We start from the raw sequence: 11,947 nt of genomic DNA on the forward strand, positions 1-11,947 counted from the left end.
TCTCCGAGCCAGGGCCGAATGCCGCCTGCGTCCGGTCCGTTATCTTCGCCACAGGACCGTCCGTATTTTTCCGGACACCGTTCATCTCGTCTTTAGCCCGGGTACCCGGGCCGATACCGGCCCCGCCGGCCCCGCGGAGCGCCGGCCCGGCCCTCAGCCGCGACGGGAGCGGGCCCGGCCGCGCTTCTGACGGTACATCCGCTGATCAGCCGTCTGGAGCAGCTGATCGGCCGTCATACCCGCCGCCGCCCAGCCGATTCCGAAGCTGACGCCGACCCGCACCGACACCCCCGTGGCGCCCTCCAGGAGGATCGGCGCGGTCACCGCCTGCTCCAGCCGCGCCGCCAGGTCCGCGGCCTCCTCCTCGACCACATGGTCGGCGAGGACCACGAACTCGTCGCCGCCCAGCCGGGCGACGGTGTCGCCGACCCGCACCGCCTGCTGCAGCCTGCGGGCCACCTCCACCAGCACCGCGTCGCCGGCATGGTGCCCATAACGGTCGTTGATGGGCTTGAATCCGTCGAGATCGCAGAAGATGACGGCCACCGAGCGATCGTTTCCGCTCGGGACCGCGCCCCCCAGCGACAGCGGGGAGAGATGCGGCAGCTGCGGGAGCATCCGCTCCAGACGGGCCCGCAGCTCGGCCGCGTTGGGCAGCCCGGTGAGCGAGTCGTGGCTGGCGCGGTGCACCAGCGCCTCCTCCTCGCGGCGCCGCTCGTCGATGTCCTCGACGTGGGTGAGCAGGTAGTGCGGCCCCTCGCCGGTGTCCACCAGCACCGAGTTGCGCAGGCACACCCAGATGTAGGTGCCGTCCCGGCGGGAGAGCCGCACCTCGGCGAGCCCGCCGCCCGGCGGGGCGTCCAACAGCGTCTGCAGGTCCTCGGGATGGACGAGGTCGCTGAACGCGAAGCGACGCAGAGCGGTCGCACTCCTCCCCAGCATCCGGCACAACGCGTCATTGGCGCGCAGCAGTTTGCCAATGCGTTCACCGGGATAGAGCTCGGTCATCGCCATCCCGCTCGGCGCGTACTCGAACGCCTGCCGGAAGCTCTCCTCGCTGGCCCTCAGTGCCTTCTGCTCGCGCTCCAGCCGGGCCATCGCCCGCTGCATGCCGAGCCGGAGGTTGGCGTTGGTGAGGGCTATCGCCGCGTGCAGCGCGTACAGCTCCATGCTCTCCCGCACCCACGCCCCGGGCCGCCTACCACTGCGCGGCCGGTCCACGGTGATCACGCCGAGCAGCTCCCGGGAGGCGGTGTGCATCGGCACCATCAGCACGTCGCCGGGCTGCCACTCGGTGGGGTCGGAGGAGACGGTGATGCCGGGGTTCGTCCAGCGCGGGACACCGTTGCCGAGGAACCGGCCGCCGCGCTCCTGGGGTATGAACCGCAGCGAGCCGAGCCGCTCGGCCCCGGCGAGCATCTGCTCCCAGGCGGCGCGCGGCGCGCTGGTGCCCAGGTAGCTGTCGCGCAGGTCCTCGGTGCCGGCCACCGCGGCGACCATCAGATCGCCGCCGGGGCGCACCAGGTGACACGCCGCCAGCTGGTAGTCGGTGCCGGCGACGACGCCCTCGGCGACCGCCTGAAGGGTGTCCGGCAGCGGCCGGTGCACATTGAGGTTGGCGACGGCGCCGTGCAGCGCGCGCAGCGAGGAGAGCCGGACGTAGGGGTCGGTGCCGCCGGCGGCGCGGCTCTCGAACCCGGCCCCGTTCTGCTGGGGCGCGCGGCGCGGCCCGCCGGACTGCTCCGGGACGAGCGGGGAGACAGGGGTGTCCATCGACGACGACATCACCGCGGACTCACCCTCCACTCCCGCCTCCGTCCCGCCACTGCGTGCCACCCGCGGCCGCAAGGGGCCTCCGCTCAAAGAATGCACCACTCGCGGCCGTTCGGTCACTCCCGGTGCCTGGCAGGACGCGCAATACCGATCCGAAACTTCCGGATTCGAGTCGTATGTCGTCCGGAATCTTTACCTTCTCTGGAACGCCGCTATCCTGGGTAATTCGCCCATGGCATATGCGAAGCCGTATCCGGTACTCCGGACCCATTCGCCCCTCGACCAAGGGCCGAGCCCCGACCCCTCCTCCGGACCCATGTGCCCGGGCCGCCGCGCGGCCTACAGTCGAGGGGTGCACAGCCAAGAAGGAGCGTTCGTGGAAGCCCGTTCCGATGCCGCGGAACCGCAGGCCGGCGTCGAGGAGTTCAAGGCCGCCCTGGCCCGCCTCGCCGGCGGAGTGACCCTCGTCACCGCCTTCGACCCGGACGACGGGCCGCGCGGCGAGGACGTCGGCATGACCGCCACCGCGTTCCTCTCCATCTCGCTGGAACCGCCGCTCGTCATGGTGAGCGTCCGCACCGGCTCCCGGATGGAGGACGTCCTGGACCGCCAGCCGTGCTGGGCCGTCTCGATCCTCTCCGACAGCCAGCGCCACATCGCCGGCCGCTTCGCGCTGCGCGGCCGCATCAGCGACCGGCTGCTCTTCGAGGACATCGCCTACTACCGCGGCGAGCACAGCGGCGCCCCCGTCCTCGGCGGCGCGCTCGCCTGGGTCGAGGCGCGCACCGAGCAGCGCATCGAGGCCGGCGACCACACCCTGTTCATCGGCCGGGTGCTCGCCGCCCGCACCCCGAGCGCGGACGGCAGGCCGCTCGCCTACTTCCGGGGCCGCTACCACCAGCTGGGCTGACGGCCCCCCGGCGCGTCACCGCTCGCCGCGTCAGCACTCCCGGCGTCACCGCTCGCGCGTCACCTCGCGCGTCACCACTCGCCGCGGCGGCCCTTCTTGACGTCGCCGCGCCGCTTCTTGTCCGTCAGCCGCCGCTCGTTGACGCCCCGGCTCTTCCGCGTCGGCCTGCGCCGCGGGGGCGGCGGCGCCACCGCCTCGTCCAGCAGCGCCTGCAGCCGGCTGAGCGCGGCCTGACGGTTGCGCCACTGCGAGCGGTGCTCGGCGGCGTGCACCGCCAGCACCCGGCCGTCCAGCAGCCGCGGCCCCAGACGGGCCAGCGCCCGGTCCCGCAGCGGCCCCTCCAGCACCCCGCTGGCCACCACGTCCCAGCGCGCCTCCACCGCCGAGTCGGTGGTGTTGACGTGCTGCCCGCCCGGCCCCGAGGCACGCGAGAACCGCCACACCACCTCGGCCTCCGGCACCGCGGGACGGGTGGCGGGGCGCGGCGGCGCGGCCGCTCGGCGGGCTGCGGGACGCGACGGGTTCATGCCTCCATCATCGGAGGCGCCGCCCCGTTCCGTCACCCCGGTTTCCGCCGGGCGCTCAGACCCTCGGCCCGAGAACCGGACCGCCGGTCGGACCGCGCGTCGGGCAACCCGTGGGGCAACCCGTCGGGCAACCGTCCCTGATGGAGGGTCAGAGTCCGTTTCCTGACGATCCTTCGGAGATGACGGGTCCATCACGATCTGCGCACGGAATCGAACGCACCGTTGAACACCCAGGACAATGCTGTCCCATGGCCACAGTCCACCAATTCACCTACGGCCCGGTGACCCCTGTACTCGCGTATCTGATGTCCTGTCTCGGCTGCCACCTCGGCCTTCTGGCGATGACGAGGGCCCGCGCCGTCGGCCGCAGCAGCGTCGGCTGGCTCTCGCTCGCGGCGGTGGCAATCGGCGGGACCGGCATCTGGGTCATGCACTTCATCGCCATGCTCGGCTTCAGCATCTCCGGGCGCCGGATCGCCTTCAACCTGCCCCTCACCCTGCTCAGCGCCGTCATCGGGATGGTCTTCGTCGGCCTCGGCCTGGCCATCGTGCTTCGCGGCGGCCGCCGCGTGCTGCCGCTGGCCACCGCCGGCGTCCTCACCGGCCTCGGCGTCGCCGCCATGCACTACACCGGCATGTACGCGATGGACATGCAGGCCCACCTCTCCTACGACCCGCTGCTGTTCGGCGCCTCCGTCGTCATCGCCGTCGTCGCCTCCACCGCCGCGCTCTGGTTCACCCTCAGCGTGCACCGCTGGTACACCGTGCTCAGCGCCACCGTGGTGATGGGCGTCGCGGTCACCGGCATGCACTACGTCGGGATGTACGCGCTGCGCGTCAAGCTCGTCGGCGACGGCACCGCGGCGGTCGGCGGCATCAGCGCCGACTCCATCCTGCTGCCGCTGATCCTGGGCGTCTGCCTGGTCTCGGTGGTGCTGCTCTTCATCATCGCCCTCTCCCCCGGCGAGGAAGAGCTCGAGGACATCGCCCGCCACCAGGCCCGGCTCGCCGAGTCCGCGTCCGCCTACGGGTCCGCCTCCGCCCCCGCGTCCGCCTACGACCAACCCGCTCCCCCGGCCGCGCAGCCCGACCAGGGCCTCTCCGCCGGCTTCGCCCACGGCCCCGTCGCCCCCGCGCCGACCGGCGAGGAGAGCGTCTTCCGCCCCCGCATCGACCCCGACACCGGACGCGCCACCCGCCCCGGACGCGCCGCCCGCAGCGGCCGCTCCGGACGCGGCTCGCGCGTCGCTCGCAACCGCTGACGCGCCCCGCAGCCCGTCACAGCCGTTGAGCCGCGACCCCGCTCACGCCTTCCCCGCGAACCGGAAACCCCAGGGCCCGCCGACACCGTCGACGGGCCCTTGATGATTTCCGGGATGATCTCCGCGTTCAGGCGGCCGGCGTCTACTCGCGCTCCAGCGGCACCGCCGCCGGCGTGCTCGGCTCCGCCCCCGTCAGCACCCGCCGCACCACCTTCGGCGCGAAGAGCGCGGACGGCCCGCCCGTCAGCGTCAGCACCTCCAGCACGGCCCGGCTGACCTCCTCGTCCCCGTTGCGGCGGCGCACCGCGGCCCGCACATAGCCCTGCAGCGCCCGGTCCACCAGCGGTGTCGCCCCGGCCGTCGCGCCCGGCAGCGACCGGTCCGCACCGGCGGCCACCCGCCACGCCAGGTCGGCCGCACCGGCCAGCGCCCGCTGCACCCGCGCCGTGGTCGGCACCCGGTGCAGCCCCGCCAGCGCATCGCGCAGCGCCACCGCCTGACGGGCCGCCACCGCCATCCCCTGGCCGTAGATCGGGTCGAAACTCGCCAGCGCGTCGCCCAGCGCCAGGAACCCGGCCGGACGCCGCCCCTTGCGCTCGTAGCGGCGCCGCACATTGGACGTTCCGCGGAAGCCGCGCACCGGGCCGTCGATCTCCGCGCCGGTCAGCACCTCGCTGATCACCGCCTGCGGCATCCCGGCGGCGAACGCCCGGAAGCCCGCCTCGTCGGTGGGCGGCTCCTCGCCGCGCAGGCCCGTCAGGGTGACGATCCATCGGCCGCCCTCGATCGGCAGCAGCGCACCGCCGCGCGGGTCGTCCGGCCCCATCACCAGGTAGACGCCCTGGTACGGCAGCCCGGCGGCGTCGCTGGCGCTGCGGCCCGGCCCGGCCTCGGCGTCGCTGTCCTTGGCGTCGCTGGCCTTGGCGTCCTCTGGCGTAGCGCCCTCCGGCGTGGCGTCCTTGGCGGCGCCGCGCGGGCGGAAGATCGCGGTGGCATAGCCGACGCCTGCGTCCACCAGCTCCTCGATCGGCGGTTCGGCGCCCAGGTCGGTGAGCCAGCGGAAGGCGTGCGAGTCGCGCCCGGAGGCGTCCACCACCAGGTCGGCGGCGATCTCGCGGCTCTCGCCGGACTCGCGCTCCCGCACCGTCACCCCGCGCACCCGGTCGGCGGTGCCGGTGAGCCCGACGGCCTCCGTCCCCTCCAGCACGGTGATCTGACGGCGGCTCGCGCCCAGCACCCGCTTGCGGACCTGGTCCTCGATGAGCGGGCGGCTGGCGCTCAGCACCTCGTGGGACGCCGGGAAGCGGCGCGTCCACGCGCCCTGCCACTGCACCACGTCCGCGGGCTGGCCGATGCGCACGGCGCCGCGCTCCACCAGCTCGTCCGTGATCCCCGGGAGCAGCGCGTCCAGCGGCCGGTGCGCACCCGCGATCAGCGCGTGGATGTGGTGCCCCTGCGGCACCCCCGCCCGCGGCACCGGCTCGTCCGGGTAGCGGTCGCGCTCGACCACGGTGACGGTGTCGGCGTAGACGGTGAGCACATGGGCGGCCAGCAGGCCGGCGATGCCCCCGCCGAGGACCACGGCATGCCGGGGCGGACGGTCCGTCCGCACCGGCTCCCCGCCCGCCCGCCGCTGGATCTGCACGTCGACCATCCCGCGCCCGTCCCTTCGTCCCGCCATCAGGAAGCCTCTGCAACCCCGACATTACGGGACCGGTGAAGGGAACGTCGGCGCGGGTCGGGGGCCGCTCCAGCGGTCCGTGCGGCGGTCTGTGCGGCGGTCCGTCCAGCAGTCCGTCCAGCAGTCCGTCTAGAGGTCCGGAAGTGACATGTACAGACGTCGGCCGGCGGGACGGAACCCGACGCGCTCGTAGACCCGGCGGGAGCCGTCCCCCGAGTACTCCAGCCAGACGGACCGGGCCCGCCCCTCCGCGAACATCGCCGCGGCGAGCCCCGCCGTCACCGCCGCCGCGATCCCCCGGCCGCGGAATGCCGGACGGGTGCCGATGCCCGCGATCTCCGCCGTCCCCTCGGCGGGCGCCGAGCAGGAGCCCGCGCCCGCGCACCCCACCGCGTCGTCCGCCCGCACGAACCGGACGGCCCCGCCGCTGCGCTGAGCGCGCTTCAGCCGGGCGACGCCCTCGTCCGACGGCGGGAACTCGCCGTCGAAGGCCTCCGAGAGCGCGGCGTCGACGGCCCGGAAGTCGGCGTCCGCCTCGGGCACCTCGACGTCGATCCCGGCCGCGCCCGACGGCGGGGCCAGGCTCTCCGGGACGCAGAGCAGCACCTCGTGCTCCTCCTCGACGACGAATCCGGCCTTCCGCAGCGCCGCCTCCACCTCGGGCACGGCGAGCGGCGCGAACTCCAGCCGCGGCCGCAGCCCGCGGTCCCGGAACGCCTTCACCATCCCGGCGACGTCACCCGGATCGGGCTCGCTGCCCGGCAGCGGGGTGGCGTAGTTGACGAACGGATTGCTGGTCGCCGGGTCGACGCCCACGACGAACCCGCCCACCTCGACCGGCTCCGGCCGCCGCCGCAGATTGGCGACGGCGAACCGCTGCACATCGGCGTCACTGTCCGCGCCCATGCCCGGCTCCCCCTCTGCTGTGTGTGGTGTTGCTCATGCTCACGACGGCCCTACCCAACCGCGAGGCGGGCCCGGACGCCAGCCCCCGGTGCGGAATGGAGTTATCCACAGGCCCGGTATGACTTATTCCAGGACCCATAATTGTGCTGCGGATTCAGAGATAATGGAGGCAATCCCACGGCACCGCAATTCTCCCCGAAAGGGGTGTCCCATGGCCTTGTCCCTCTCAGCCGGACAACTCTGGAACCTCGCCGAGCAGCCCTTCGATCCCGCCCGGCTTCCGGAGCTGGCTGCGACCGCCGAGGCCCAGACGCTTTCCGGGATCGACGCCGTCCCGCTGGCCGCGGCGCTCGCCCGGGCGATGTCCTGGATCCAGGCCCATCTGCACACCGCGCTGGCCGCGGCCGTCCATCTGGAGGACGGCGAGGATCCACGAGAATCGGCCTCCCGGATCGAGGAAATCGCGATCCACCTCCACGAGGCGGCCACCACCACGGACGCCCGCTGCTCCGACGCGACGGAACTCGTCCGCCGCCTCCCGCAAACGCTGAAGCAGCTGAAGCTCGGGGCCATTTCGCCCGCGCAGGCCCGCCTCATCGCGACACACACCCGGCCGCTCGGCAACGACGAGGCCGTCACCGCGGTGGACGCCAAAATGGCGGGCCGCGCCCCGGCCCAATCCCGTACAGCCACCGATCGCATGATCCGGCGTCAGATCGTCGCGGTGGATCCCGAGGGCGCGGAGGCCCGGCACCGGACGCGGAAGAAGGACCGCGACGTCTGGGTCTACGACCGCGAGGACGGCATGAGCCAGTTGGGCGCGTACCTGCCCGCCGAGCAGGCCACCCGGATCTACGCGGCGGTCGACGCGCGGGCCCGCCAGGCGGTGCCCGCCGGTGACGAGCGCACCCTGGCCCAGCGCCGCGCGGACGCCCTGCTGGAGCTGACCACGACGGGGAGCCGCGCGGTGGTCGCCACGGAGATCCGGGTGACGGTGCCGCTGGATGTCCTTGCAGGACGGACAGACGCGCCGGGCGAGCTCGACGGCCACGGCGCCATCACGCCGGGCCTGGCACGGGAGTTGGCGCACGCGCCGGAGGCGACATGGCGTCGGATCGTCACCGACCCGGTCACCGCGGAGGTGGTCTCGGTGGGCCGCACCCGCTATCGCCCGCCGGCGGCGATGGCCCGCCTCGTCCGCCTCAACGACCCCGAGTGCACCTTCGCCACCTGCTCCGTGCCCGCGGCGCGCTGCGAGCTGGACCACCTGCGGGAATGGTCGCGGGGCGGCGAGACGTCGGTCGCCAACCTGGGCCCGGCGTGCGCGGGCCACCACCATCTGCGGCACGAGGCGGGCTGGCGGGTCCGGAGGGAGGGGGACGGCCGGGTGGCGTGGACGTCGCCGTCCGGGCGGACCTATCGGAAGGCCCAAGCCGCCTGATCTGTCCGGGATTTGGCGTCCGGGCATGGCCATGTCGATTTGTCGGGGAACGTGAATGCCGGGGTTAGGGGAGGTGAGTGCGGGGTATGGCGGTGGGCAAGGTCGCGGGAGGGGCCCTAGACCTGGCGGGCGTTCGAATCGTTGCTCTACGCTGACGTTCGGTCACCGCCGGGGATTGTGGGGTCGAGGTGAGTCACGTGGAGTCCGCACTGTGCAGGGGGCGCGCGGCCCGGTGGTCGAGCACGGCGATCTGCGCGGCGGCGCTGGCCCTGGGAACGACGGCCTGCGGCAGCCACCATGTGGACCAGCTGAGCGGGGGGAAGTCGTCGGACGCGCAGAAGGTGGCGCACGCGAGCGCGAGTCCAACTGACACGGACAGCCCGGCGGTTGCGAAGGCGAAGGTCGCTGCGCTGGCGGCGTACCGCGATTATTGGACGACTCGCAACGCGGCAATGGCCAGCGGCAACCCGAACGACACCGCACCCGACAAATACACGATCGACAAGGCGATCGGCGAGCTGTACGGAACTCTCGTCCAGATGAAGCACATGGGGATGGTTTCCCGCGGAGGTCCCGTTCTCAACCCGACCGCCACCTCGGTAGCGCTCAACTCGCCGCCTTCGAAGCCGAGCATGGTCAGCATCCATGATTGCCTCGACTTCCGGAACTACAAGGTCATATCGTCCGCTTCGGGGAAGCAGGTCAAGCCGAAGAAGCAGATCCTGCGATACCAGGCCGATGCCACCGTGCGAACCGTCGGAAGTGACTGGCGCGTTTCGACAATGACGTTCCACCAGGACCAGCCATGCTGAGGCAGGCATTAACGCTCGGAGCGATAGCCGCCCTGGCACTCGCATGGGCAATCGTCTCCGGCGGAACAGCCGTCGCCGACAGCGGGAAATGCGTCAGCACTCCGGTCGGCGTGGTGTGCACTGCCCAGCACAGCGGGAGCAAAGGATCGGGATCGGGGTCAGGGAGCTCCAGCAGTGGAAGCTCCGACCCCTGCAGCTACCGTGCCTACACGGCGAACGTGCCCGCTTCCGATCCGTCCCGCAAAGGGAACCCGGGCGGCCTGACCGTGCAGGGCTGCCCGAGCGGCACTGCTTTCCTCAACGGAGGCGGCGGCGGCACCGGGAACCTGCTTGCCCCTGCCGCCGCCGCGGCAGCCGCCGCGCCTACGCACGCTGAACTTGAGCAGGCCGCCAGATCGTCCCTCACGCTTCCGTCCCCATCCATCGAAACCGCCCCCGGAGCGGGCAAGTTGGCCCTCGTGGGCCTACCCGTCTGGGTATGGCTCGGTGATGGCGGCGCGTCGATCGGGGACCAGTCGACGTCCGCGGCCGTGAAGGGGGTCACAGTCACCGCACACGCCAGCGTCGCGTCCCTGACCTACGACATGGGGGACGGGACCACCATCACCTGCCACGGCGCGGGGACTCCGTACCAGGCCTCGTACGGGGACAAGCCCTCCCCCACCTGCGGGCACACCTACACCACCTCCTCCGCGAACCAGCCCGGCGGGGAGTACAGCATTCGGGCCACCGCAACGTGGACCGTCAACTGGAACAGCACCAACGGGCTCGGCGGGCAGTTCACCGTCACCCCGGACGCCGCCGTCGCCCAACTGCGGGTGGGCGAGCTGCAGGTCGTCAACGAGTAAGCGAGGCAGGGGACGTGGAGAACCACACCACACAGCAGGGGACCGCCGGTACCGCCGCCCCCTGGGCCGGGTCCGCCGGCACCGGCAACGGCAACGGCAACGGCAACGGCAATGGCGCGGGCACCGGACCCGCCGCCGTCGTGCCGCCGAAGGCGCTCCGCGCGCGGCGGCGCCGGCCCGCGGTGATCCTGCTGTCCATCGCCCTGATCGCCGCCGGCGCGCTCGGCGGCGCCGTGCTCTACCAGCGCACCGGGCAGCGCGTCGCCGTCCTCGCCCTGGCGAAGGACGTCCCGACCGGGCAGCAGCTCAACGCGAGCGACCTCAAAGAGGTCCAGATATCGCTCGACCCCGGCCTCTCCCCCGTCGGCGCGTCCAGCTACGACAAGGCCCTGACCATGCGCGCCACCGCCGACCTCAAGGCCGGCTCGCTGCTCACCAAGTCGATGCTGACGCACCAGGCGATCGTGCAGCCCGGCCAGCACGTCCTCCCGGTCGCCGCCAAGCAGGGCCAACTCCCCGCCGAGCAGCTGAGCCCTGGCCAGAGCGTCATGATCGAGTCGACGCCGACCAACGCCAACGGGGACGCCACCACCGGCAAGAGCTACACCGCCACCGTCGTCAGCGTCGGGCAGAAGGACACCGACGGCACCACCGTCGTCGACGTCGCCGTCGACCCGGCGAGCATCGACCAGCTGGCGCCCGTGGTCTCCTCCGGGAAGTTCCTCGTCGTCATCTCCGGGCGGTGATGCGGACGATGGCCACCGTCGCGCTCGCCGGCACACCGGGCTCCCCCGGCGTCACCACAGCCGCCCTGGCCCTCCTCCTCACCTGGCCGCTGACCGAGCACCGCCGGGTGCTCCTCGCCGAGTGCGACCCGGACGGCGGCGCCGTCCTGCCCGGTGCGCTGCAGGGCCGCGTCGAGGGCGCGTACGGGCTGCGCAACCTGGCCGTCGCCGACCGGCGCGGGCTGCTGGCGGCGAGCGTCTGGGAGCAGTTGATCGACCTGTCGCCGGACGAGTCCGGTACCCGGCTGCTGCTGCCCGGCGTCACGGACCCGGCGCAGACCCCGGGGCTCGCCTACACCTGGGACCCGCTGGCGCGGCTCTTCGGCGAGTGGCACACGGTGGGCGTCGACGTCCTCGTCGACCTGGGGCGCGGCGGGGCCTCCGGCGCCGCCGCGGCGCTGGTGCGCCGGGCGGACGCGGTGCTGATGGTGGTGCGCGCCACGCTCCGCGGGATCGCCGCCGCGCAGCCGCGGCTGGAGGCGCTGCGCGCGGACCTGGAGGCGCACGGCACGGGCGCGGCCCACCTGGGCGCGGTCGTGGTGGGCGAGGGACCGTACGGGACGGCCGAGGTGGCGAAGGAGCTGGGCGGGGTGCCGGTGCTCGGCGCGCTGCCGTACGCGCCGGCGCATGCCCGGGTGCTGTCGGACGGGGCCGGGGAGAGCAGCGACCGCCGGTTCGTGCGGTCCGAGTTGATGCGCGCGGCGCGCAGCCTGGCGGACACGATGCGGACGCGGGCCGAGGAGCGCCGCCGGATGCTGGCGGCGCCCCGGGAGCGGGAGTTGGGGACGGGCACGGCACCCCAGCAGGCCCAGGCGGCTCCTCCCTCCCAACCCGTCCCGCCGCCCCAGACCGTCCCGCCGTCGGGCGTGCCCGCGTACTGGGGCGTGCCGCCCGTCCGTCCGCCGTCGCCGGGGGTGCCGGCGACCTTCGGGCCGGCCCCGGCGCCGGACAGCGCGCAAGGGGGGTGGTGAGCCGTGGAAGGACGTCCCCTCAACGGGCAGC

11 protein-coding genes are annotated in these 11,947 nt (G+C 73.3%); 7 read left to right on the forward strand and 4 right to left on the reverse strand.

The genetic code is table 11. The features are described 5' to 3' along the window. Positions 1 to 153: 153 nt before the first annotated feature. Entirely contained in the window at positions 154 to 1,806 is a 1,653-nt protein-coding gene (locus BIV57_RS13305) for a sensor domain-containing diguanylate cyclase (RefSeq protein ID WP_245797644.1), read from the reverse strand. Between the two features lie 343 nt (positions 1,807 to 2,149). On the opposite strand from BIV57_RS13305, the gene BIV57_RS13310 reads away from it, so the two are divergent. Continuing rightward, a complete protein-coding gene (locus BIV57_RS13310) occupies positions 2,150 to 2,683 on the forward strand; it encodes a flavin reductase family protein (protein WP_071656983.1) in 534 nt (177 codons plus the stop codon). 71 nt (positions 2,684 to 2,754) lie between these two features. On the opposite strand, the gene arfB is transcribed toward BIV57_RS13310, so the two are convergent. Then, on the reverse strand, positions 2,755 to 3,210 hold the full coding sequence (gene arfB / locus BIV57_RS13315) for an alternative ribosome rescue aminoacyl-tRNA hydrolase ArfB (RefSeq protein ID WP_079170288.1): 456 nt from the start codon (positions 3,208 to 3,210) through the stop codon (positions 2,755 to 2,757). Between the two features lie 248 nt (positions 3,211 to 3,458). Here arfB and BIV57_RS13320 point away from each other — a divergent pair, with 248 nt between their 5' ends. Next, a complete protein-coding gene (locus tag BIV57_RS13320; protein ID WP_175548747.1) occupies positions 3,459 to 4,472 on the forward strand; it encodes an MHYT domain-containing protein in 1,014 nt (337 codons plus the stop codon). A 142-nt stretch (positions 4,473 to 4,614) separates the two neighbouring features. Here BIV57_RS13320 and BIV57_RS13325 read toward each other — a convergent pair whose 3' ends face one another. After that, positions 4,615 to 6,153, reverse strand: a complete 1,539-nt coding sequence (locus BIV57_RS13325) for an FAD-dependent oxidoreductase (protein WP_245797646.1) — start codon at positions 6,151 to 6,153, stop codon at positions 4,615 to 4,617. Between the two features lie 129 nt (positions 6,154 to 6,282). Then, on the reverse strand, positions 6,283 to 7,059 hold the full coding sequence (locus BIV57_RS13330; protein ID WP_071656985.1) for a GNAT family N-acetyltransferase: 777 nt from the start codon (positions 7,057 to 7,059) through the stop codon (positions 6,283 to 6,285). Between the two features lie 211 nt (positions 7,060 to 7,270). On the opposite strand from BIV57_RS13330, the gene BIV57_RS13335 reads away from it, so the two are divergent. The 5 genes from BIV57_RS13335 to BIV57_RS13355 all read left to right on the forward strand — a co-directional run bounded on the left by BIV57_RS13335 (position 7,271) and on the right by BIV57_RS13355 (position 11,916). Next, complete coding sequence (locus BIV57_RS13335) at positions 7,271 to 8,500, forward strand: HNH endonuclease signature motif containing protein (protein ID WP_071656986.1); 1,230 nt, start codon at positions 7,271 to 7,273, stop codon at positions 8,498 to 8,500. A gap of 197 nt (positions 8,501 to 8,697) precedes the next feature. Beyond that, positions 8,698 to 9,312, forward strand: a complete 615-nt coding sequence (locus BIV57_RS13340) for a hypothetical protein (RefSeq protein ID WP_071656987.1) — start codon at positions 8,698 to 8,700, stop codon at positions 9,310 to 9,312. A 530-nt stretch (positions 9,313 to 9,842) separates the two neighbouring features. Beyond that, the gene (locus BIV57_RS24130) at positions 9,843 to 10,160 is read left to right on the forward strand and encodes a hypothetical protein (RefSeq protein WP_071656988.1); all 318 of its coding nucleotides are present in this window, start codon (positions 9,843 to 9,845) and stop codon (positions 10,158 to 10,160) included. Between the two features lie 14 nt (positions 10,161 to 10,174). Beyond that, positions 10,175 to 10,906: an SAF domain-containing protein gene (locus BIV57_RS23535; protein ID WP_107409561.1), complete on the forward strand. Its 732-nt coding sequence runs from the start codon at positions 10,175 to 10,177 to the stop codon at positions 10,904 to 10,906. Then, complete coding sequence (locus BIV57_RS13355; protein WP_071656989.1) at positions 10,906 to 11,916, forward strand: P-loop NTPase family protein; 1,011 nt, start codon at positions 10,906 to 10,908, stop codon at positions 11,914 to 11,916. Before BIV57_RS23535 ends, BIV57_RS13355 begins: the two co-directional genes overlap by 1 nt. The last annotated feature ends 31 nt before the right edge of the window (positions 11,917 to 11,947 follow it).

Source organism: Mangrovactinospora gilvigrisea (assembly GCF_001879105.1).
In the GTDB taxonomy this organism is placed as follows: Bacteria; Actinomycetota; Actinomycetes; order Streptomycetales; family Streptomycetaceae; genus Mangrovactinospora; species Mangrovactinospora gilvigrisea.